This is a genomic window from Phytohabitans maris (assembly GCF_031085175.1).
Classification (GTDB): domain Bacteria; phylum Actinomycetota; class Actinomycetes; order Mycobacteriales; family Micromonosporaceae; genus Phytohabitans; species Phytohabitans maris.
Window position 1 is genome coordinate 251,785 of sequence record NZ_JAVHUY010000003.1, and the last position, 21,414, is coordinate 273,198.

A 21,414-nucleotide genomic window follows, 5' to 3' on the forward strand; every position below is an offset into this window, starting at 1 on the left:
CGGCCGGATCGCCTTGATCGTCTCCGCAACCAAGCTGTGACCAGCGCGAATCGGGCGGATCAGGTCGCGGCGAGCGCGGCGGCCACCTCGGCCTCCCAGCGCGGGTCGCGTTCCAGCGGGTACAGCGGCTCCGGCCGGGAGCGGTAGCCGAGCTGGTCGACGGCGGCCGGGCAGTAGCCGGGCGTGCGGGCGTAGACGGCCCGGGCGGCGTACCCGGCGAAGGCGGCCTTCCAGGCGATCGCCCCCTTGGCGACGATGGCGCGCGCCGACCGCGGGCGTACGTCCACCGCGGCCAGGTGGTCGTCGTCGAACGGCACCACCCGCCGCTCGGTCAGCACCAGCTCCCCGATCCGGTCCTCGACCACCGCGACGCGCCCCATCCGCACCCGCTGGCCGCGCATGTACGAGCCGGTGCGCAGGTAGCTGACCTCGCCGTACCGGCGGACCGGGCCGGCGGCCGGGTAGGGCGGGCCCATCAGCGGGTCGCTGTGCCCGCCCACCGGCAACGCCAGCGACGCCCCTGCCGCCTCGTGCGCCCGGGCGACCGCGGCCGGATCCCAGATCACCGCGACCGCGCCGGTGGCCCGGGCCCGGGCCAGCGCGTGCAGCAGCGCCGTGCCGTCGCCCGGCGAGCCGCCGCCGACGTTGTCGGCCACGTCGACGAGGACCACCGGGTGCGGTGCCGCGATCGCGGCGGCGGCCGCCTGGTCCGGGCCGACCAGCGGCGCGGCGAACTCGGCCCGCCGGGCCCACACCAGCGCCGCCAGCTCGCGGGCCCGCTCGGCCGCCCTCGCCCGGGCCGCGACGTAGACGGCGAAGCCGAGCCGGTCGGTCTCCGCGTACGCGAAGCCGGGCAGCGCGCTGGCGGCCCAGACGTCCGGGTCGGCGCGGAGCGCGTCGGTCGCGGCCAGCAGGTGCCGCATCGGGGCCACGGCGTCCTCCTGCGCGTGCGGCACGGTCAGCAGCGGGAGCTTGACCAGGTGCCGGTCCGGGCGGGCGCCGGAGCGGGCCATCCGGACCACGAGCTCCAGCGCCTCGGCGCCGCGCTCGGCCATGTCCACGTGCGGGTAGCTGCGGTACCCGCAGAGCACGTCGGCCGCGCGGGCCAGGGCCGGCCCGACGTTGGCGTGGTAGTCGAGGGTGACGCCGATCGGCAGCTCGCCGAGGACGGCGCGGAGCGCGGCCACGGTCTCCGCCTCCGGGTCGGGGTGGCCGTCGACCACCATCGCGCCGTGCAGCGAGAGCACCAGCCCGTCCAGGGGCGGTGCCGCCCGGGCCCGCTCGACCAGCGTGCGCAGCATCCCCTCGAACGCGCCCCGGTCCACCGTCCCGGCCGGCAGCGCGGCGCCGAACAGCAGCCCCACCGGCTGGACCCGGTGCTCGCGCGCGGCCGCGATCGCGCCGCCCAGCTCGGTGCCGGTGCCGGCGAGGCCGGCGACCAGGTCAGCCCCCTCGAACAGCTGGTACCGGCGGAAGTCGTCCAGCGTCGTCGGCCGCGGCGCGAAGGTGTTGGTCTCCTGCCAGATGCCACCGAGCCCGATTCTCATGATCGATCACCGACCCCTTGATCGTGTACGCTACGCGAAATCTAGTTCCGCGAAGCGGACTAGACAACGATCTCGGCGGAGGCGGGTATGGCTGGTCGGGAGATGTCCGCACTACGTACAATCGGTCCTCATTGCGGAATTGGTGGCACCAGCGGATCCGGAACGGAGCTCGGCGACCGTGACCAACGAACGGCGCTCGGACGAGGTCAACGTCCTCGTCAAGGCACTGGACATCCTCGACCGGATGGCGACCGACGCACCCTGCACGGTGGCGCAGCTCTGCCAGCACACGGGCGTGACGAAGCCGGCGGCCTACCGCATCCTCAAGACCTTGGACCAGCGTGGCTACGTGGTCCGCGACGAGGTACGCCGGGAGTACTCCCTCGGCCCCGCACTGTACGGCCTGAGCCGCGCCGCGCGAAACTCCACCGACCTGGTCCGGCTGGCCCGCCCGGCGATGCAGGCGCTGCACGAGGAGTTCGGCGAGACGGTCAACCTCGGCGTGGTCAGCCACGGCCAGGTGGTCTACCTGGACGCGATCGAGAGCGTCCAGCGGCTGCGCACCACGGTCCAGATCGCGCTCCGGGACAACATCCACACCACCGCGCTCGGCAAGACCATCCTCGCGGCGCTGCCCGAGCAGGAGGTACGCGAGCAGCTCGCCGAGGCCGACTGGTCCCCGATCACGCCGAACACGCTCGGCTCCGCCGAGGCGCTCCTGGCCGACCTGCCCCGGTTCCGGGCCCAGGGTTACGCGATCGACGACGAGGAGAACGAGGTCGGCTCCCGCTGCGTGGCGTCGTCCATCCTGGACAGTGCCGGCCGGCCGGTCGCGGCGATCAGCGTCTCCGCGCCGACGCCGCGGATGACCGACGAGACGCTCGCCACGATCGGCGCGCGGCTGGTCGAGACGTGCAAGCGGGTGGGCGACGCGCTGACCTGACCGTCCGGGCCGCGCTCGCCCGGGCCCGGCTGCCCCGCGGTGGCCGGGGATGAGCCTCGACCTGCTGCTGCGCGGCGCGACCACTGTGGACGGTACCGGCGCGCGGCCGCGCCGGCTCGACGTCGGCGTGTCCGGCGACCGGATCCGGTTCCTGGGCGTCACCGGGCACCCGCCGGCCACCCGTACGCTCGACCTGTCCGGGCTGGTCCTCGCCCCCGGCTTCGTCGACATCCACACCCACTCCGACGTCAGCCTGCTGCACGACCCGGCCGGGCAGAGCAAGGTGCTGCAGGGCGTCACCACCGAGGTCGTCGGCAACTGCGGCTTCTCCGCCTTCCCGGTGCACCCCGACCGGCGGGCGATGCTCCGCGACCACCTGGCCCGGCTCGGCGACCCGCCCAGGACTCCACTCTGGACCGACTTCGACGGGTACGCGGACGCGCTGGACGCCGCCCGGCCGGCCGTCAACGTCGCCGCGCTGGTCGGGCACAGCGCGCTGCGGATCGCCGCGATGGCCGACCCGTACGCGCCGGCCGGGCCGGAGGACGTCGAGCGGATGCGGCGGCTGCTCGACGCGGCGCTGGCCGCCGGGGCGTACGGGCTCTCCACCGGGCTCACCCACACCCCGTCCGCGCTCGGCGGCACCGCCGAGGTCACCGCGCTCGTGGAGGTCTGCGCCCGGCACGGTGCCCTGTACGCCACCCACGCCCGCGCCGCCGCCGGGCGCGAGCTGGCCGCGATCGACGAGGCGGTCGAGACCACCCGGGCGGCCGGCGGCCGGCTCCAGTTCTCCCACCTCGCCCTCAACGACCCCGCCTACTGGGGACGCGCCGGCGCGGCGCTGGAGCGCTTCGACACCGCCCGCGCCGAGGGGCTCGACGTCGCCTTCGACGTGTACCCGTACGACGCCTCCTCCTCCGCCCTGATCCAGTACCTGCCGCCCTGGGCGCAGCGGGGCGGCGGCGCGGGGCTGCGGGCCAACGCCGCCGACCCGGGGTGGCGGGCGCGGGCGCTCGAGGCCGTGCGGGAGGGGTTCTTCGGCGGCATCCCCTGGCACTGGGAACGGGTCACGCTCATCGCCGCCGGCCCGCACCGCGCCCTGGTCGGGCAGAGCGTCGCGGCGATCGCCGCCAGCCGCGCCGAACCGCCGGAACAGGTCGTGCTCGACCTCTGCGTCGAGCTCGGCGACGCCGCCCAGGTCGTCCTCCACTACCGCACCGAGGCCGACATGACCGCGTTCCTGGCGCACCCGCTGTCGATCGTCGGCTCGGACGGCAACGCCCTGCCGCTGGCCGGCGCCGACCTGACGCACCCGCGCGCGTTCGGCACGTTCCCGCGCGTCCTGCGCCGGTACGCCGGGCAGCTCGGGCTCGCCACCGCGGTACGCAAGATGACCCTCGCACCGGCCCGGCGGCTCGGCCTCACCGACCGCGGGCGGATCGCCGCCGGCGCCGTCGCCGACCTGGTCGCCTTCGACCCCGACGCGGTCGCCGACCGGGCCACCTTCGCCGAACCCCGGCGGGCGCCGGACGGGATCCCCCTCGTCGTGGTCGGCGGGCGGATCGTCGTACGGGACGGCGTGGTCGGCGCCGCCCGGCCCGGAAAGGTGCTGCGCCGTGGCCGGTGAACCGCCCAAGGGCCTTCCCAGCACCGACCCGCGCGGCGCGAACCTCTTCGACGGCACGTTCCCGCTGCCCGTCGCGGTGCTGGACGGCGCGGCGCTGGACCACAACCTGGCCACGATGGCCCGCTACTGCGCGGACAACGCGGTGCTGCTCGCCCCGCACGGCAAGACCACCATGTCGCCGGAGCTCGTCCGCCGGCAGCTGGAGCACGGGGCGTGGGCGGTCACCGCCGCCACGGCCTGGCAGGCGGGCGTGCTCGCCGCGTTCGGCGTACCGAGGATTCTGATCGCCAACCAGGTGGTGGACGCCGGCTCGCTGGCGGTGCTGGACCGGCTGCTGGCCCGCGCGGACATCGAGCTCTACTGCTACGCCGACTCGACCGCGGCGCTCGACGCCCTCCTCGGCGGGCTCGCCCCCGGCCACCTGGGCCGGCTGCGGGTGCTGGTCGAGATCGGCGTCGCCGGCGGGCGCACCGGACTGCGCGACGACCGGGAGGCGCTCGCCCTGGCCCGCCGGATCGCCGCCGGCCCGGCGCCGCTGGCCGGCGTCGCCGCGTTCGAGGGAATCATCGACGAGCCCGACCTCGGCGCGGGCCTGGCCCGGGTCGACGCCCTCCTGCGCCGGATCGCCGGGCTGTGCCGGGAGATCGACGCCGCCGGCCTGGCCGGCCCCGCCCCGATCGCCACCGTCGGCGGCAGCGCCTACTTCGACCGGGTGGTCCGGCTGCTGCCGCGGGCGCTGGCCGGCACCGGGTTCCGCACCGTGCTGCGCAGCGGCTGTTACCTCACCCACGACGCGGGCAGCTACCACGCCCTCTCCCCGTTCGGGGCCGGCGGGCGGGAGGCGCCGCGGCTGCGCGAGGCGCTGCACGTGTGGGCGCCGGTGCTGTCCCGGCCCGAGCCGGAGCTGGCGATCGCGGGCCTGGGGCGCCGGGACGCCTCCGCCGACGCCGGCCTGCCCGTGCCGCAGCTCGTCCGGCGGCGCACCGGTGAGGCCGGCCCCCTTCCGTCCACTGTGGTCACGGCCGTGAACGACCAGCACGCCTACCTCCACCTCGCCCCGCCGGACGCGCTGGCGGTCGGCGACCTGGTCCGGTTCGGCATCTCGCACCCGTGCACCACGTTCGACAAATGGCACGCGATCCCGGTGGTCGACCCGGACGGCACCGTCATCGACGTCGCCCACACACACTTCTGACCCGCACCCGGCTCCCGACCCGCACTCGGCTTTGATTTCGCACACGGCTTCTGATTCGCACACGGCTTCTTTGGAGGACGCAGTGACCACCCATCGGCTGGCCGTCATCGGATGCGGCGACATGGAGGACGCGCACCGCCAGGTGTTCGCCGAGCTCGGCGACCGGATCACCGTGGTCGGCACCGCCGACGTCGTCCTGGAACGCGCCGAGCGCGCCGCCGCCACGCTCGGCGCGCCCCGTGCCGTCACCGACTACACCGAGCTGCTCGACGAGGCCGACGCCTGCCTGGTCGTCACGCCACACGACCTGCACCACGAGATGGGCATGACCTGCCTGCGGGCCGGCAAGCACGTGCTGATGGAGAAGCCGGTGGCGGTCACCGAGCGGCAGTGCGTCGAGCTCATCGACACCGCGCGGGCCACCGGGCGGACGCTGATGACCGCGTACCCGATGCGCTTCCACCCGCTCGTCGCCCGGCTCCGCGAGCTGGTCGTCTCGGCGGCGTACGGCGAGGTGTTCCAGGTGTCGATCTACACCGAGCAGCACACCGAACACCCCGAAGGGCACTGGATCCGGTCCGCCGCGCGGCTGGGCGGCGGGCAGCTGTTCAGCCACGGCTGCCACTACGTCGACCTGCTGCTCTGGATGCTCGGCGACCCGGTGCGCGGCACCCACACCGGCACCCGGCGCGGCACGCCGTGGATGGAGTGGGAGGGCACCAGCAACGCGGTGATCGAGTTCGCCAGCGGTGCCGTCGGCTACCACTTCGGCACCTGGGGCGCCCGCGCCACCCGCCACGGGTACGCCATCCACGCCCACTGCACCGGCGGCATGATCGAGGCCGACCTCACCCGCGGCGTCCTCTACGCCCACCACCCGTGGACGGGCGAGGCGCCGCGCGGCGGGCTCTCCGGCCGCCTCTCCCCCGACCCGGAGAACGCCGAGGTGCTGATGACGGTGCCGGCCGACTCCAAGCACCTCGGCGGCGAGCTGGCCCACTTCGTCGACTGCCTGGACAGCGGCGCCGCCCCGCTCACCGACGGCCCGGGAAGCCTGCAGGGGTTGCGGGTGATCTGGCGGCTCTACGCCGCCGAGCGCGACGGCACCGTCGCCGACCTGCGCGGACTCGGCCTCGCCGGGACCTGAGCCGCACCGGCGGCCGCGCGTCCGCGTGATGTGCCGGCGACCATAGTAATGGTATGCAGGATTTACCGGTACGATGGTGGGATCGGCACAGCGGAACGATCGGAGCCATCGTGGACGACGTCAAGGCGCTGGCGGCGCGGCTCCGCCGCCTGGAGCGCATGGAGCGGGCGCGCGGCCTGCTGCACGAGTACGCCGCGGCGGTGGACCAGCGCTCGGTCGAGTCCGTGGCCGCCCTCTTCCACCCGGAGGCGGTGCTGCGCAACGCGCGCGGCGTGTTCACCGGCACCGCCGAGATCGCCGGCGCGTTCCGTACCGCCTGGGCGGCCGAGCCGTCGCAGAAGCGGCACTTCATCGCCACGCCGAAGCTGGCGGCGCAGAGCGACGAGATCGTCGGCGCGGCGGCACATTTCCTGTACGTCGGCCGCGGGTCGGAGCGTTCCGTCATCGGGTGGGGCGCCTACGACGTCCGTGTCGATGTCGCCGATGACGAGCGGGCCGTGTTTCGATCGATGACGATAACCGTGCACCTCTCGACGGACCTCGCCACCGGGTGGGCACTCGACGCCATGCCCGGCTGAGCGGGGGTCGGCGGCCGACGCGTAACGCTGGTAATCTTTGTCAGGAAAAGTGAGCCCGGAGGAGCCATGGCGCCCAGGATGTCCTCGACCGCCAACGGCGGTCACCGGCCGCAGAAAGCGGCGATGCTCCTCGCCCAGCGGATCATCCGCGACGTGCAGAGCGAGCGCCTCAAGCCGGGCGACCACCTCGAGCCCGAGCGCGACATGCTGGAGCGCTACGCCACCGGCCGCGGCACGCTGCGCGAGGCGCTGCGGTTCCTCGAGTTCCAGGGCGTCATCGTGATCAAGCCAGGCCCGCGCGGCGGCCCGATCCTGATCGACCCGACCGCGTCCCACCTGGCCAGCACGCTGGTGCTGCTGATGGAGCTCAAGCAGGCCCCGTTCCGCAACATCGTGGAGGTCCGCACCGCCCTGGAGCCGATGATCAGCCGGCTGGCCGCCGAGCGCATCTCCGACGAGTCGCTGGCCGACCTCGGCGGCACCATCGACCAGATGCGCGACCACCTCGACAACCAGGACCTGTTCCTGGAGGCCAACCAGCGCTTCCACGACATCATCGCCTGGTCGTCCGGCAACACCCTGTTCGGCTACATCGTCGACTCCCTGCTCGGCATCCTCGACGGCACGGTGATCGGCATCGACTACCCGAGCCCCCGCCGCGCCGCGATCCTCAAGGCGCACGAGGAGATCCACCAGGCCCTGCTGTCGCGCGACCCGCAGGCCTCCGAAGATCGCATGCGCGACCACATCAACGCCTACGTCAAGTACGCCGAGCGCAAGTTCCCCGAGGTGCTCGACCAGGTCATCCGCTGGGACCGCGCCGCCGTCTAGGCCCCCCGAATTCTCCGTGATCGAAGCTCCCGCCATGTCGCTAGAACGACGTGAGGGGAGCTTCGATCACGGGTGGGTAGGGATCACGGGCGGGGGGTCCAGACTCGGGCGTGGCCGGTTACCGGGTGGCGGGTGTCTTGGGTGAAGGCAACCTCGACGTCGATGTCGGTGCCGGGGCGGCCGTCGGCGGCGGCCGGGGTGAGGGCGGTGACGGTTCCGGTGACGGTGAGGTCCTCGCCGGCGAGGACGAAGTCGTGCAGCTTGACCGGGCCGATGCGGCGCAGGAGCGCGGCCGGGCCGGCCCATTCGAGCAGGAGCCGGTCGACCATCGTGAAGACGAACATGATGTCGGCGTAGGCGGCCGGGGCGCCGCCCTCGCGCGCGGCCTCGTGGTCGATGTGGGTCGGTGCGAAGTCGCGGTTGGCGCCGGAGACCATGATCAGCCGTTGCAGCGACAGGTGCAGGGTGAGCGGGGTGACGGCGTCGCCGACCGCGGGTGGGTTCACGGCTCGCTCCGGAAGGGGGTGTAGCTGTAGATGGAGGTGCGTTCGACCGCGACGAGCGTGCCGTCCTGCCGGTGGAACTCCAGCTCGAAGTCGACGTAGACGCCCTCGCCCACACGCGTGGTCTTGGGGGTGGTGCGGACGATCCGGTACGTGGTCTCGATCCGGTCGCCGACCCGCAGCGGCTCCAGGAACTCCAGGTCGACGCTGGTCGTCACCATCTCGGAGCCGGGCAGGTCGAGCTTGGTCCACATGAACGGCGGCAGCGCGCCCGGCCGCAGCGGCTCCTGCCCCGGTGCCCAGTACGCCGGCATCGCCGCGGTGAGCAGCATCGACCAGGGCGCGATCACCGTGTCGTGGCCGTGCGCCCGGGCGGCCTCGGCGTCGCTGTAGAGCGGCCACTCCATCTCGTGCGCCTCGACGTAGCGGCGGATCGCGGACTCCGAGATCTCTTCCGCGCCGACCGTCCTGGCGACGATCTCGCCGGCCGTCATCCGAGCACCCCCTTGTCGCGCATGGCCTGGATCTCGCCGGCGTCGTAGCCGAGGGCGGCCAGCACCTCGTCGCCGTGCTCCCCCACCGCCGGTGCCGGCGCCACCTCGCCGACCGACCGACCGTCGAACTGCACGGGGTTGGAGACGAGCGTGAAGCCGCCGGCGTCGCCGAGGTAGTCGTTGGCGAGCACCTGCGGGTCGCGTACCGTCTCGGCCGCGGTCTGCACCGCCGCCCAGGGACCTTCCATCCCGTCGAACGCGGCCCGCCACTGCTCCAGCGTCCGGCTGGCGAAGACCGCGTCGAGGGCCTCCACGCACTCCCGCACGTGCCGGGCGCGTACCTCCGCGGTCGCGAAGCGCGGGTCGGTGGCCAGGTCGGGCCGGTCGACGCGGCGGCAGAAGTCGTGCCAGTACCGGTCCGGTTCGATGAAGACCAGGTACAGCCAGCGGCCGTCCCGGGTGCGGTAGCTGTTGGTGAGGGCGCCGTGCGCGGGGTCGTACCGGCCGGTGGCGTGCAGGATCTCCGAGCCGTACGCGGCGGCCGACAGGTTGGGCCCGAGCATCCAGAGCGCGGCGGAGAGCAGCGACACGTCCACGACCGACGGCTGGCCGGTGCGCTCCCGCTTGAGCAGTGCGCCGGCGATACCCGCGGCGAGGTTGAAGCCGGCTTGCAGGTCGACCATGCCGGGCGGCATCGCGGGCGGCTCGTCGGCGCCGAAGGCCATCATCTGGTCGACCATGCTGGGGCGGGCCCAGCCGGCGGAGATGTCGTACCCGCCGAGGTCGGCCTCCGGTCCCTTGGGCCCCTGGCCGGTGGCCTTCGCGTAGACCAGCCCCGGGTTGGCGGCGCGCAGGTCGTCGACGTCGATGCGGAGCTTGCGGCGGGCCGGGGCGAGGAAGTTGGTGAGGAACACGTCGGCGGAGGCGACGAGCCGCAGCAGCACCTCCCGGCCGCTCTCCGCGTGCAGGTCGAGCGCGACGCTGCGCTTGCCGCGGTTGGGCAGGTGGGTCATGGTCATCGCGGCCGGCTCGTCCCGGGACGGGGTGAACCGGATGCCGCGCTGCGGGTCGCCCTTCGGGTGCTCGACCTTGATGACCTCCGCACCCCACTCGGCGCAGACCGCGCCGCAGGACGGGACCATCGTCCAGGTGGAGAGCTCCACCACCCGGACGCCGCTCAGCACGTCGTACACGTCCTCACCGCCTTGCCTCGGTAGCCGCAGGAGCCTCGGTAGCCGCCGGAGCCGGCGGATTCGGGGGAGCCGCCGTGACCCGCCGCGGCCGGTGGTCCCGCCACTCCCACTCGTCGCGGAGCACGGAGTCGACGGTGATCCCGGCAGCCGGGGCGAGATCGGCGCCCTGCACGACCTGGATGAGGCAGCCCTGGGTGCCGCGCGGGCTCAGGTACGCCTCCTGCCACTCGGGTGCCCGGCGGTCGACGTCGACCACGGTGAGCCCGGCCCCGGTGAGCCCGTCGAGGGCCGCGGTCAGGTCGGCGGCGAAGAAGGTCAGGTGGTGCAGGCCACCGCCGCGGGCCTCCAGGAAGCGGGCCACGGGACCGGGCCGCACCGGCTGGAGCAGTTCGACCTTCGCGCCTGCGCCGGCGTAGCTGTAGTGCAGGCTGCGTATGCCCATGCCCGCGTGCCCGCCGCCGGCGACGAGCGTGCCGCCGAGCAGGTCGCCGTAGAGGGTGGCGGCGGCCCGCAGGTCGCGCACCACGATGCCCACGTGGTCGAGCCGGGTCCCCGGGCCGCCCGGGTCCGCCGGGTCGAGCATGCCGACCTCCCAGGCGAACTCGCCGAGCAGCCCGGCGATCCGCTCGCCGAGCACCCCGAGCACGCCGCGGTCGTCGCCGAGGTGGGCGCGGATCCGCTCGACCGCGCGCCACGCGTCCGCGGTCGCCGCGCGCAGCTCACCGGCGTCAGCCATCGGCCACCCCCACCGCCCGTACCGCCCGCTCGTCCCGCCAGCGCCGCGACTTGAACTGCTCCTCGGGCATCTGCCCGGGCTCCACGACGGCGATGTCGACGCTGATCCCGACCGCCTGCTTCACCGCCTGCCGCAACCGGGACGGCAGGTCCGCCACCGACTCCGGCGGCGTACCGGCCGCGAACGCGATCGTCACGTCGACCGCCTCCCGGCCCCGCTCGTCGCTGTAGACCCGGCCGCGGTAGTCGACCACGGGCGAGCGGAGCAGTACCGCGTCGATCGCGTCCGGCCACACGTTCATGCCGCGGATCTTCATCATGTCGTCGACCCGGCCGATGGTGCCGGCGGCGTAGCAGGACGTCGGGCGCCCGCAGCCGCAGGATCCCCGGGCGAGCAGCCGCACCTTGTCGGCCATCCGGAAGCGGACCACCGGCTGGGCGCTGGGGCGCAGCAGGGTCACCACGATCTCGCCGGTCTCGCCGGGCGCCACCGGGCTGCCGTCCGGGTTGAGCACCTCGATCCAGCAGCGGTGGTCGAGGCCGTGCAGCACCGCGTGCCGCGGCGTGCCGTCACCGTCCGCGGTGACCGCTCCCCGCTCGCACGTGCACATGGCGACGCCGAGCGTCTGGGTCGCGCCCCAGCCCTCGCAGACGGTGGCGCCCCAGAAGGCCGCGGTGTCGTGCGCCCACGCCGCGCCGTACGGCTCGCCGGAGAGGAAGATGGCCTTCAGCGAAGGCAGGTCGGTGGCCGGCCGCCGCCCGGCCGCCCTGGCCTCCAGCGTGAGACGGTGCACATAGGACGGTGTGGCGGAGATGCCGGCGCAGGCGAACCGGTACAGGTCGCGCAGCCGGTCGGCGGTGCTGCCGGCGAACGCGTTGACCGGTACCAGCCCCGCGGCGGCGCAGGTCTCCTGGAAGTACGGCCCGGCCATGGTCTGGCTGTACGGGATGGTCAGCATGAGCCGGTCTCCCGGTGCCAGGCCGGCCCAGAGGTACTCGTACGCGCCGGGGATGCCGAGCCCGGCCAGGTCGCGGGCGTCGCGCGGGTAGATCTCCCGTCCCGCCCCGCTGGTGCCGCTGGTCAGGTGGAGCTGCCGCACCGACGGGTCCGCCGGGGTGGCCCCGCCGCCGGGCAGGGTCCGCTGGAAGTCCAGCAGGTCCCGCTTGGTCACCATCGGCACGTGGCGGCGTACGTCGTCGAGCGTGCGCAACCGTTCGGGCCGCAGGTCGGTCCGGGCGTAGAACCACCGGTACAGCGGCGAGGTCGCGGCGGCGCGGCGGACCGCGGCGACGGCGGCGCGGGAGACGAAGCCGAGCAGCTCGGCTTCGTCCATCCCCTCGACGACCGGGTTGGCGACCGGCATCAGCCGCCGTACCCCTCGACCGGTACCTCCTTGTCGTCGCGCCACTCGATCAGCAGACCGGGTGCCTGCGACACGTTGTCCTTGTAGGTGATCTTGCCGAGGGCGCCGTCGAAGCCGGCCGAGCCGACCTCCCCCAGCGCCGTGTTGATCGCCTCGCGGTCGGTGCTGTCGGCCTGCTTCAGCGCGCGGGCCAGGAACCACACCTCGTCGTACGCGGCGGCGGCGTAGTTGTTGGGGAGCGCGTTGAACATCTTCTGGTACCGGTCGACGAAGTTCTTGGCCTCCGGGGCCTGCACCAGGTTGCTGAAGTTGGTTGGCCAGAACACGCCGTACCCCTGGTCCTTGAGCGGGTTGATCGCGCCGGCCATGCCGATCGAACCGGCGATGATCCCGCCGTAGTTGGCCCGGCGCAGGGCCAGCACGATGGCGTTGTTGGCGGTACCGGAGGCGAGCACCACCACCGCGTCCGGGTTCTTGGCGACCACTTTGGACACCACGCCGGAGGCGTCGGTGGCGGAGGTCGGCGACGCCTCCTTGGCCACGATGGTGAGCCCGGCCTGCTGGGCCAGCGGCGGCCAGACCGAGTCGGCCCACTTCTGGGTGCTGGAGACGTCGGAGTTGTAGATGATGGCGACGTTCTTGGCGTTCTTGTCGCGCAGGTACTCCGTCTCCCAGTGGAAGTACTGGTCGGCGGGGGGCGTGGCGGCCCAGACGTACTTGGTGCCCTGGGCGAACTCGCCGCTGCTGGACAGGTAGATCATGGGTACCCGGGAGCGCTCGGCGAGCGGCGCCTCGGCGGCCACGACGGTCGACAGGATCGAGCCGAGCACCACGCTCGCCTTGGACTGGATCGCCTGGTTGAGCAGCGCGACGCCCTGGGCGGGCTGGCTGCCGGTGTCCTTGAAGTCGATCTCGAGCTTGGACTCGCCGAGGAACTTGCTGCTGTTGATCTCCTCGAGCGCGACCCGCTGGCCGTTCTCGCTGGCCTTGCCGGCCGGACCGGCGAACCCGGTGGTCTCCGAGATCGCGATGACCTTGATGGTGTCGGGCAGGCCGGCGCCGGCGCCGCCTCCCGCGGAATCCCCGCCGCCGCACCCGGCGGCGGTGAGGGCCACAGCGGCACCGGCGGCGAGCAGCATCCGCGGCCGCCACGAGCGCCTATAGAACCTGTCCACGAGCATCGTCCTCATCTTTGAGTGAGCCCCGACCGTATCTAGGACTATGATCTGCATCATAAGTTTGATCTCGGTCGTAACGCAATGACAATCCGTTCATAACATGCGCATAGATTCGGTCGCCGCGTGCGCCCGGTCCGCCGTCGCCGGCGGCGTGGCGCGGCCGCTCAGCGACCCGCCGGCTCGTCGGGTAGGTCGACGAAGCCGCTGAGGGTGCCGACGCCGGCCTTGATCCGCCCGGTCGGGTCCACCTCGGTGATCTCCCCGCGCTCCATCACGATCGCGCTGGTCGCGAGCTCCTGTGCCATGGCGGCGTTCTGCTCGACCATGAGCACCGCGATGCCGGACGCGGAGATCGACTGTACGGTGCTCATCACCCTGTCGACCGCGACCGGTGCGAGCCCCATCGAGGGCTCGTCCATCATCATCAGCTTCGGCGAGCTCATCAGCGCCCGGCCGAACGCGAGCATCTGCTGCTCGCCGCCGCTGAGCAGCCCCGCCTGCCGGTGCCGGCGCTGCGCCAGCACCGGGAAGCGGTCGTAGATGTCGCCCAGCAGCCGCGCCTTCTCGGTGCGGCCGGTGCGCGCGTACCCGCCGATCAGGAGGTTGTCCTGCACCGACAGGGGGCTGAAGATGCGCCGCCCCTCGGGTACGAGCGCGATGCCGGCCCGGCTGATCCGGTTGGTACGCCAGCGGGTGATGTCGTGGCCGTCGAAGACGACCCGCCCGCCCGCCTTGGGCGCCAGCCCCACGATCGAGCGGAGCAGCGAGCTCTTGCCGGCGCCGTTCGCGCCGAGCACGACGACCACGTCGCCGTCGCCGACCGTACCGGAGAAGTCCCGGACGGCGGTGACCGCGCCGTACCGGACGGACACGTGCGAGATCTCAAGCAGCGGCACGACGCCCCCTTCCCAGGTACGCCTCGACGACCTTCGGTTCGCGGATGCACTCGGCCGGGCGGGCGGAGGCGATCAGGTGCCCGCTGTCCAGCACGTACAGGTGGTCGCAGATGTCGACCATCATCTTCAGGTCGTGTTCGACCAGCACCTGCGTGACGCCCTCGTTGCGCAGCCGCAGCAGCAGCTCGCCGATCTCGTCGCGCTCGGCGCGGTTCATGCCGGCGGTCGGCTCGTCGAGCAGCAGCAGCCGCGGCTCGGCGGCGAGCGCCCGGGCGATCTCCACCTTGCGCTGCACGCCGTACGAGAGGCTGAGCGGCGGCTCGTCGCGCAGGTCCATCAGGTGCAGCCGCTCCAGGGCCGCCTCGGCGCGGGCGCGTACCGACGCCTCCCGGCTCCGGGTCCACCACGGCATCAGCCACTGCCGCACGAACGAGGACCCGTACACCGGCTGGTCGGCGCCGAGCATCGCGTTCTCCAGCACGGAGAACTGCGGCATCAGCCGGACCGTCTGGAACGTGCGGGCCAGCCCCATCCGGGCCACCTCGAACGGCGAGCGGCGCATGACGTCCGCGCCGCCGACCAGGATGCTGCCGCTGGTCAGGTCGAGCAGCCGGGAGATGGCGGCGAGCAGGGTGCTCTTGCCGGAGCCGTTCGGGCCGGCGAGGCCGTAGAGCCGCCCCTCCTGCACGGTCAGCGACACCCCGTCGAGCGCCTTGACCCCGCCGAGGTTCACCGCGGCGTCGCGGACCTCGAGGCTCGGCACGCCGGTCACCGCGCTCACCCCTTCACCCGGTCGGCCGGGACCGGCTCGGCCCGCGCGGCCGCGCCCCGGTCGGGCGGTGGGCCGCCGGAGGGTACGAGCGCCGGCGGGCGCGCCGGCCGCAGCCGCGGGGCGAGCCGGCGCCAGAGCCAGCGCAGCGCGCCGAGCACGCCTTCCGGCGCGTACATCACGACCAGGACCAGGACGACGCCGTACACCAGGTGCTGGTACTCGCCGATGGTGGCGGCCAGGGTGGGCAGCCAGGTGATGATGACCGTGCCGATCACCGCGCCGATCCACGACGAGGTGCCGCCGATGACCGCCATCGTGAGCGTCGTGATGATCAGCGTGAAGCCGGCCGAGGTCGGCTGCACGGTGCTGAACGTCAGCACGTACAGCGAGCCGGAGAGCGCGCCGAGCGCGGCCGAGATCGCGAAGACGGTGCGCTTGCGGCTCTTCAGGTCGACGCCGACGCTCATCACGAGCTCCTCGCTCGCCTTGATGCCGACCAGCGCCCGGCCGACCGCGCGCCGTTCGAGCTGGCTGACCGCGAGGATCGCGACGAGCGCGGCGGCGAGCAGCCCGCCGGTGCCGATGCCGAGCGGCACGCCGAGCAGGCCGAGCGCCCCGCCGGTCAGCTCTCCCCCGTTGGTCGCCACGACCGTGAGGATCAGGTCGAACGCGAACGTGACCATGCCGAGATAGAGGCCGCGCAGGCGGATCAGCGGCGCGGACATCAGGTACGCCACGAGCCCGGAGACGACGATCATCAGCAGCATCGCCGGGAGGACCGGCCAGCCGCGCATGGTCAGGATGCCGGTGCCGTACGCCCCGACGCCGTAGAAGCCGATGCTGGCGAAGCTGAACACGCCGGAGCGGAGCGCGATCTGGACGCTCAACGCCAGCGGGACGCTGATCAGCATCCCCTGGATCAGCGTGAGGTGGCTGAAGTACCAGCTGTTCATACCCGCTCCGCCAATCCCTTGCCGACCACGCCCTGCGGGCGCAGCAGGATGACCAGGAGGATGATCGCGAACGAGATCGCGTCGACCCAGGTGCCCGAGGTCTGCGAGATGACCGCGGTCTCGGTGGCGGCCAGGACCACCGCGCCGATCGCCGTACCCCAGACGCTGCCGACCGAGCCCAGGATGATGATCGCGAAGCCCTTGAGCATGAAGGGCTCGCCGCTGCCCGGGGTCAGCGCCCCGAGGTAGATCACCAGCAGCATCCCGGCCAGGCCGGCGAGGGATCCGGCGATCAGCATGGTCACCGCGGACAGGGCCCGGGTGTTCACGCCCATCAGCTCGGCCGTCTCGCCGTCGTAGGCGACCGCCCGCAGGGCCCGGCCGGTGCGGCTCCGGGAGACCCACAGCGCCAGCGCGGTGCAGAGCGCGGCGCCGAGCAGGATGATCGCGATCTGGATCGTGGAGATCTGGGCGTTGTCGCCGAGGCGGTACGCGCTCCAGTCCAGGTGCCCGATGCCGAACGGGCTGTCGTGCGTGTACGCCACGGCGAGCGTCACCGGGATGCCCGCGGCGCCCACCCCGGCGATCAGCGTGAGCAGCTCCGCCTGTCTCTTGTCGGTGACCTTGGCGCGGATATGTCGGAAGACGATGACGTCGAGCAGCAGCGTGCAGACGCCGGCGGTGCCGACGCCGATCACGAACAGCAGCCCGAGCGGCAGGTCGACGTGCTGGGTGACGACGTACGCGGTGAAGGCGCTGAACATCATCAGCGCTCCGTGGGCCAGGTTCAGCACGTCCAGTGCGCCCCAGGACAGGGTGAGCCCCAGGCTGAACAGCACGTAGACCGCACAGAGCACCGCGCCGTTGATCATCTGCTGGGTCATGGGGGCTCCCCTCGCGATGTCGATCAGGGGGCGATCTTGTAATCACTGATAATGGTAGGAATGAAATGCGCTGTCAAGGAACGGAAACAATCCCGTGACATGCGCGGTCACCGACCGGCGGCGGTCCCCTCGCGGCCGGCCTCCTCGCGGGCGGCCACCAGCAGCCGCAGCGCGCCGAGCACCGGCGTGGGTACGCCCAGCCGGGCGCCGAGCGCCTCGATCTCGCCGGCGTACTCGCCGATCTCGGTCGGCCGCCCGCCGCGCAGCGACTGGTACGTGGAGCCGAGGTTGTCCCGGGCGACCGGGCGGCCGGCGAACCGGGCGCTGAGGAAGGCCCGGTCGGGGCGTACCCCGAGCGCCTCGGCGACCGCGAGCACCTCGGCCCGGGCCCGCTCCATGACCTCCCACGCGGACGGGCTCCGGGTGATCGCCCGGACCGGCAGGAACAGCGCGCCGGCGACCGCGTTCGAGACCGCGTTCACCGCCTTCTCCCAGAGCATCGCGTCCCGGTCGGGGTGCAGGCGCACGGGCAGCGCCGGGGACGCCAGCGGCTCCAGCAGCGCCGCGACGCGGCCGGCCCGGTCGGGCGGCGGGGCGGCCACGAGCGGCCCGAGCACGGTGTGGTCGACGACCCCCGGGCCGACGTACGCGGCGCCCTGGTAGATCACGCCGGCGACGCCGCGCGGGTCCGCCTTCTCGACCGCGTCCGCGCTGGCGAGGCCGTTCTGCAGCGCCACGATCGCGCCGTCCGGCGCGGCCAGCGAGCAGCCCAGCCCGACCGCCCACCCGGTGTCGTAGCTCTTGTGCAGCAACAGCACCACGTCGTACGCGGAGGCCGGCGCCGCGGTGGCCGCGACGATCGCCGGGCGGGCGCGCAGCGAGGGCTCCCCGGTGGCCAGCCGCCGCACCTCGACGCCGCGCGCCCGGATCGCCTCGACCGCCTCCGGCCGGCGGCTGACCACGGTCACCGCGGTCCGCCCGTCGTGGGCCAGCAGGGCGCCGACGAGCTGCCCGAGCGCGCCGGCACCGACCACCGCGACCCGGACCCGGGCCGGCATCAGGGTGCCCGCCGTCCCGCCTCGAAGATCGCTCCGCCGGCCGCGTTGTCGCCCTTGGTCCAGTACGAGTTGCCCGGTATCGCGGTGAAGCCGCCGTCCACCACCAGCGTGTGCGCGGTGATCATCTCGGCGGCCGGGCCGGCCAGGAACGCCACCGCCTCGGCGATGTCCTCGGCGTAGGCCGGGCGCTTGCCGTCCGTACGCGCCTTGAGCAGCTCGACGGTCCGCTCGATCGCGGTGGCGTCGCCGGTGGCGAGGTCGGCGTTCATCGGCGTGGCGGTGGGGCCGGGCATGACCGCGTTGACCCGGATGCCGTACGGGCGCAGCTCGCCGGCGACCGAGCGCATCAGGCCGAGGATGCCGGCCTTCGCCGCGCTGTACGCGTGGTTGCCCACCCCGCCGGCGACCGCGGCCGGGCTGGTGGTCGCGATGATCACGCCGCTCTCCCGGGGGCGCATCACCCGGGCCGCGTGCTTCATCGACACGAACACGCCGCGCAGGTCGATCGCCCACGTGGCGTCCACGGCGGCCATGTCGGCGGTGTGGATCGGCCCGTACGCGCCGAAGACGCCGGCGTTGGCGAACATCAGGTCGAGCCGCCCGAAGGCCTCGACGGCCAGGTCGACCGCGGCGGCGATGTCGTCCTCGCGGGCCACGTCGACGCGGAGCGCCCGGGCCGCGGGGCCGATCCGCCAGGCGAGCTCCTCCGCCCGCTCGGCCTGTACGTCGGCGAGCACGACCCGCCAGCCCCGGTCGGCGAGCAGCCGCGCGGTCGCCGCCCCGATCCCGCTGGCCGCCCCGGTGACGACCGCGACGTCGCCGTCGCGCCGGTCGCTCACGAGGTGGCCGCGGTGTGGTCGCGCAGGCGGATGGCCTGCACCGGGCAGTTGCCGGCGGCGTCCTCGACCACGCCGCGCAGCGCGGCCGGCACCGGGTCGCGCAGGACGACCGCGCGCTCCTCGTCGTCCACGTCGAAGACCTCGGCCGCGTAGACGAGGCAGAGCGCGTGCCCCTCGCAGGCGACGCGGTCGACCTCCACGCTGAAGTCGTCACCTGTCGTCATCGGTCACACCCTCCACTTCGGATCGTCAGGCCGCGGGTGAGCTTCCATCAGGCCGCCGCCAGCTCGCGGACGGCGCCGGCGACCTCGCGGAACGGCGCCTTGGCGGCCAGCTTGGCGCGCAGGGCCAGCACCTGCTTGGGCCGGCCGATGCCGAGCACGGCGGTGGCCCGCTTCCCGTCGCCGTACGCGGCCAGCAGCGAGCGGCCGTCCGCGCCGGCCCGGGTCTCGACCTCGTCGCCGGGGCGGGGCAGGCCGAAGCACTGCAGCTTGGTGCGGCACTGGTCGCTCCAGAAGTAGTGCAGCGGGTCCAGCGGCTGGCGGGCGTCCCGGGCGGCCAGCAGGTTGCCGGCCACCGCCTGCGCCTGGGCGGCCGTGGTGGTCCAGTGCTCGACCCGGACCGGCACGTCCGAGCCGGGGTAGCGCCACGCGGCGGCGTCGCCGACCGCGTACACGTCGCGGGCCGAGGTCTCGCCGAACGCGTCGCAGACGATGCCGTCCGCCAGCTCCAGGCCGGAGTCGGCCAGCCAGTCCACGGCCGGCCGTACGCCGACGCAGACCGCCACCACCGCCGCGTCGACGGTGCCCGCGGCGGAGAGCACCAGATGGCGCTCCTCGCCGAGCCGCAGGACGCCGGTGACCGTGACGCCGCACCGCACGTCCACGCCGTCGGCGGCCTGCAGGTCCCGGACGTGGCCACCGACCTGCGCCCCGAGCACCCCGTGCAGCGGCGTCGGCGCGGTCTCGACCAGCGTCACCGGCGTGCCGTTCGCCGCGGCCGCCGAGGCGATCTCGCAGCCCATGAAGCCACCGCCGACGACGGCCAGCTTCCGGTACCGGTGGATCGCCCCGCGCAGCTCCAGGGCGTCCGCGTACGTGCGGACGGTGTGCGACATGTCGGCGAGCAGCGGGAGCCCGCGCGGGGTGGTACCGGTGGCGAGCACCGCCGCGGTGTACGGGACCTCGGTGCCGTCGTCGAGCAGGACCGCCCGGCCGGCCACGTCGAGCCCGGCCGCGCGGCGCCCGAGGAGCAGGTCGCAGAGGTCCGCATACGCGTCCGGCGCGCGCAGGTACGGCGGCTCGTGCAGCCGCTGCCCGTCGAGCAGCTGCTTGGACAGGGGCGGCCGGTCGTACGGGACCAGCCGCTCGTCGCTGATCAGCGTGATCTGGCCGCGGTGGCCGAGGCGGCGCAGCGCCTCGACGGTACGCAGCCCGCCCAGTCCCCCGCCGACGACGACGATCCGGTCCCCCGTCACGGCGTCACGACCAGACCAGCGGCAGCGACCGCAGGCTCAGCTGGTGGCCGCGCTCGACCAGCTCGGTGCCGGGCGCCAGCGCGTACTCGGGGATCTGCCGGTGCCACTCGCGGACCACGACCTCGATCTCGTGGCGGGCCAGGTGCATGCCGAGGCAGCGGTGCACGCCGGCGCCGAAGCCGAGGTGGTGGCCGGTGTTCGGGCGGTCCAGCCGGAACTCCTCCGGGCACTCGAACTTGCGCGGGTCGCGGTTGGCCGAGGCGATGCCGAGCCAGACGATGTCGCCGGCCTTCATCGGCAGGCCGTGGAAGTCGACGTCCTTCACCACCAGCCGCCCCTCCTGCAGGATCAGCGAGTACAGCCGGATGAACTCCTCGATCGCCTTGGGCACCAGGTCGGGGTCCTCCCGCAGCAGCCGCCGGTGCTCCTGGTGGGTGGCGAGGTGGGCGAAGACGTACCCGAGGCCGCTGCGGGTGGTGTCCAGCCCGGCGGTGACCAGCGACAGGCAGACCGTCTTGAGGTCCTCCTTGCTCAGCCACCGCGGCCCGTGCTCGGGGTGCAGCATGCGGCTGAGGAAGTCGGTCTCCGGGTCGCGCGGGGCCCGCCGCCGGTCCTCGATCGCGCCGTCGAAGTAGTCCAGGATGGACGCGACCGCCGCCTCCGCCTCCGGTCCTTTGTAGAGGTTGGCGAAGAGCGCGCCGACCCACTCCAGGAACTTCGGGCCGTCCTCGACCGGCATGCCGATCGTGGCCAGGAACATCTCGGTGGGGTACCGGAGCGCGAAGCCGTCGACCAGGTCGGTCCCGCCCAGCGGCGCCACCTCCTCGACCAGCTCCCGGGCGCGCCGGCGGGCCAGGGCGTCCAGGCCCCGCACGGCCGCCGGCGAGAACCAGCGGTTGAGCACCCGCCGCAGCCGTACGTGCTCCTCGCCGTCCAGGTTGTTGGGCATGAAGCGCACCTTGCGGTCCGGGCTGAGCGCGTTGGAGACCGCGTTGGAGAAGTACTCCGGCATCTGGATGGCCTCCAGCACGTGCTCGTACCGGGTGACCATCCAGAACGGGTGGCTGGTGGAGTCGTTGCGGTGGAACGGCGCGGCCTCGCGCTCCGCGGACGCCAGCGCGTAGTGCGACAGCATCGGGCCGTCGTGGCGGTAGTCGGTGTGGCTGATCGGGCAGCCGGACTGGTCGGTCGAGGTCACGA

The 21,414-nt window shown here is 73.5% G+C and carries 22 protein-coding genes; 6 read left to right on the forward strand and 16 right to left on the reverse strand.

Going from position 1 to position 21,414, the window contains the following annotated elements:
* Positions 1-59: 59 nt before the first annotated feature.
* Positions 60-1,547: a M81 family metallopeptidase gene (locus RB614_RS04480; RefSeq protein ID WP_308711047.1), complete on the reverse strand. Its 1,488-nt coding sequence runs from the start codon at positions 1,545-1,547 to the stop codon at positions 60-62.
* A 178-nt stretch (positions 1,548-1,725) separates the two neighbouring features.
* Here RB614_RS04480 and RB614_RS04485 point away from each other — a divergent pair, with 178 nt between their 5' ends.
* The 6 genes from RB614_RS04485 to RB614_RS04510 all read left to right on the forward strand — a co-directional run bounded on the left by RB614_RS04485 (position 1,726) and on the right by RB614_RS04510 (position 7,868).
* Complete coding sequence (locus tag RB614_RS04485) at positions 1,726-2,490, forward strand: IclR family transcriptional regulator (protein WP_308711048.1); 765 nt, start codon at positions 1,726-1,728, stop codon at positions 2,488-2,490.
* A gap of 49 nt (positions 2,491-2,539) precedes the next feature.
* Positions 2,540-4,117 (forward strand): N-acyl-D-amino-acid deacylase family protein, encoded by a 1,578-nt coding sequence (locus RB614_RS04490; protein ID WP_308711049.1) that lies wholly within the window; start codon positions 2,540-2,542, stop codon positions 4,115-4,117.
* The gene (locus RB614_RS04495; RefSeq protein WP_308711050.1) at positions 4,107-5,312 is read left to right on the forward strand and encodes an alanine racemase; all 1,206 of its coding nucleotides are present in this window, start codon (positions 4,107-4,109) and stop codon (positions 5,310-5,312) included. Before RB614_RS04490 ends, RB614_RS04495 begins: the two co-directional genes overlap by 11 nt.
* Before the next feature lie 82 nt (positions 5,313-5,394).
* On the forward strand, positions 5,395-6,459 hold the full coding sequence (locus RB614_RS04500) for a Gfo/Idh/MocA family protein (RefSeq protein WP_308711051.1): 1,065 nt from the start codon (positions 5,395-5,397) through the stop codon (positions 6,457-6,459).
* 110 nt (positions 6,460-6,569) lie between these two features.
* Entirely contained in the window at positions 6,570-7,037 is a 468-nt protein-coding gene (locus RB614_RS04505; RefSeq protein ID WP_308711052.1) for a nuclear transport factor 2 family protein, read from the forward strand.
* Between the two features lie 66 nt (positions 7,038-7,103).
* Positions 7,104-7,868, forward strand: a complete 765-nt coding sequence (locus RB614_RS04510; RefSeq protein ID WP_308711053.1) for a FadR/GntR family transcriptional regulator — start codon at positions 7,104-7,106, stop codon at positions 7,866-7,868.
* Positions 7,869-7,951: 83 nt separating this feature from the next.
* On the opposite strand, the gene RB614_RS04515 is transcribed toward RB614_RS04510, so the two are convergent.
* From RB614_RS04515 to RB614_RS04585, 15 genes are all read right to left on the reverse strand, one after another.
* The gene (locus RB614_RS04515) at positions 7,952-8,374 is read right to left on the reverse strand and encodes a hotdog family protein (RefSeq protein WP_308711054.1); all 423 of its coding nucleotides are present in this window, start codon (positions 8,372-8,374) and stop codon (positions 7,952-7,954) included.
* Positions 8,371-8,865 (reverse strand): MaoC family dehydratase, encoded by a 495-nt coding sequence (locus RB614_RS04520; protein ID WP_308711055.1) that lies wholly within the window; start codon positions 8,863-8,865, stop codon positions 8,371-8,373. Before RB614_RS04520 ends, RB614_RS04515 begins: the two co-directional genes overlap by 4 nt.
* Positions 8,862-10,058, reverse strand: coding sequence for a CaiB/BaiF CoA transferase family protein (locus RB614_RS04525; protein WP_308711056.1), 1,197 nt, complete (start codon positions 10,056-10,058; stop codon positions 8,862-8,864). Before RB614_RS04525 ends, RB614_RS04520 begins: the two co-directional genes overlap by 4 nt.
* Before the next feature lie 4 nt (positions 10,059-10,062).
* Complete coding sequence (locus RB614_RS04530; RefSeq protein ID WP_308711057.1) at positions 10,063-10,794, reverse strand: VOC family protein; 732 nt, start codon at positions 10,792-10,794, stop codon at positions 10,063-10,065.
* A complete protein-coding gene (locus RB614_RS04535) occupies positions 10,787-12,157 on the reverse strand; it encodes a phenylacetate--CoA ligase family protein (RefSeq protein WP_308711058.1) in 1,371 nt (456 codons plus the stop codon). Before RB614_RS04535 ends, RB614_RS04530 begins: the two co-directional genes overlap by 8 nt.
* Positions 12,157-13,332: an ABC transporter substrate-binding protein gene (locus RB614_RS04540; RefSeq protein WP_308711059.1), complete on the reverse strand. Its 1,176-nt coding sequence runs from the start codon at positions 13,330-13,332 to the stop codon at positions 12,157-12,159. Before RB614_RS04540 ends, RB614_RS04535 begins: the two co-directional genes overlap by 1 nt.
* Before the next feature lie 167 nt (positions 13,333-13,499).
* Positions 13,500-14,231, reverse strand: coding sequence for an ABC transporter ATP-binding protein (locus RB614_RS04545; RefSeq protein ID WP_308711060.1), 732 nt, complete (start codon positions 14,229-14,231; stop codon positions 13,500-13,502).
* Positions 14,218-15,012, reverse strand: a complete 795-nt coding sequence (locus tag RB614_RS04550) for an ABC transporter ATP-binding protein (protein WP_308711061.1) — start codon at positions 15,010-15,012, stop codon at positions 14,218-14,220. Before RB614_RS04550 ends, RB614_RS04545 begins: the two co-directional genes overlap by 14 nt.
* On the reverse strand, positions 15,009-15,956 hold the full coding sequence (locus RB614_RS04555) for a branched-chain amino acid ABC transporter permease (RefSeq protein ID WP_308711062.1): 948 nt from the start codon (positions 15,954-15,956) through the stop codon (positions 15,009-15,011). Before RB614_RS04555 ends, RB614_RS04550 begins: the two co-directional genes overlap by 4 nt.
* A complete protein-coding gene (locus tag RB614_RS04560) occupies positions 15,953-16,840 on the reverse strand; it encodes a branched-chain amino acid ABC transporter permease (RefSeq protein WP_308711063.1) in 888 nt (295 codons plus the stop codon). The genes RB614_RS04555 and RB614_RS04560 overlap by 4 nt, the downstream gene beginning before the upstream one ends.
* A 107-nt stretch (positions 16,841-16,947) precedes the next feature.
* Positions 16,948-17,898: a ketopantoate reductase family protein gene (locus tag RB614_RS04565; RefSeq protein WP_308711064.1), complete on the reverse strand. Its 951-nt coding sequence runs from the start codon at positions 17,896-17,898 to the stop codon at positions 16,948-16,950.
* Complete coding sequence (locus RB614_RS04570) at positions 17,898-18,737, reverse strand: SDR family NAD(P)-dependent oxidoreductase (protein WP_308711065.1); 840 nt, start codon at positions 18,735-18,737, stop codon at positions 17,898-17,900. Before RB614_RS04570 ends, RB614_RS04565 begins: the two co-directional genes overlap by 1 nt.
* A complete protein-coding gene (locus RB614_RS04575; protein ID WP_308711066.1) occupies positions 18,734-18,961 on the reverse strand; it encodes a ferredoxin in 228 nt (75 codons plus the stop codon). The genes RB614_RS04570 and RB614_RS04575 overlap by 4 nt, the downstream gene beginning before the upstream one ends.
* 47 nt (positions 18,962-19,008) lie before the next feature.
* Positions 19,009-20,214 carry an NAD(P)/FAD-dependent oxidoreductase gene (locus RB614_RS04580; protein ID WP_308711067.1) on the reverse strand — a complete coding sequence of 402 codons (1,206 nt, stop codon included), beginning with the start codon at positions 20,212-20,214 and terminating at the stop codon, positions 19,009-19,011.
* Between the two features lie 4 nt (positions 20,215-20,218).
* Positions 20,219-21,412 carry a cytochrome P450 gene (locus RB614_RS04585; RefSeq protein ID WP_308711068.1) on the reverse strand — a complete coding sequence of 398 codons (1,194 nt, stop codon included), beginning with the start codon at positions 21,410-21,412 and terminating at the stop codon, positions 20,219-20,221.
* Positions 21,413-21,414 lie beyond the last annotated feature (2 nt).

What these genes read in the sequence shown, in the direction of transcription:
- RB614_RS04520 (WP_308711055.1), bottom strand. Translation starts at nt 8,865, where the DNA reads ATGACGGCCGGCGAGATCGTCGCCAGGACGGTCGGCGCGGAAGAGATC.
- RB614_RS04565 (WP_308711064.1), bottom strand. Translation starts at nt 17,898, where the DNA reads ATGCCGGCCCGGGTCCGGGTCGCGGTGGTCGGTGCCGGCGCGCTCGGG.
- RB614_RS04555 (WP_308711062.1), bottom strand. Translation starts at nt 15,956, where the DNA reads ATGAACAGCTGGTACTTCAGCCACCTCACGCTGATCCAGGGGATGCTG.
- RB614_RS04480 (WP_308711047.1), bottom strand. Translation starts at nt 1,547, where the DNA reads ATGAGAATCGGGCTCGGTGGCATCTGGCAGGAGACCAACACCTTCGCG.
- RB614_RS04575 (WP_308711066.1), bottom strand. Translation starts at nt 18,961, where the DNA reads ATGACGACAGGTGACGACTTCAGCGTGGAGGTCGACCGCGTCGCCTGC.
- RB614_RS04490 (WP_308711049.1), top strand. Translation starts at nt 2,540, where the DNA reads ATGAGCCTCGACCTGCTGCTGCGCGGCGCGACCACTGTGGACGGTACC.
- RB614_RS04535 (WP_308711058.1), bottom strand. Translation starts at nt 12,157, where the DNA reads ATGCCGGTCGCCAACCCGGTCGTCGAGGGGATGGACGAAGCCGAGCTG.
- RB614_RS04560 (WP_308711063.1), bottom strand. Translation starts at nt 16,840, where the DNA reads ATGACCCAGCAGATGATCAACGGCGCGGTGCTCTGTGCGGTCTACGTG.
- RB614_RS04530 (WP_308711057.1), bottom strand. Translation starts at nt 10,794, where the DNA reads ATGGCTGACGCCGGTGAGCTGCGCGCGGCGACCGCGGACGCGTGGCGC.
- RB614_RS04510 (WP_308711053.1), top strand. Translation starts at nt 7,104, where the DNA reads ATGGCGCCCAGGATGTCCTCGACCGCCAACGGCGGTCACCGGCCGCAG.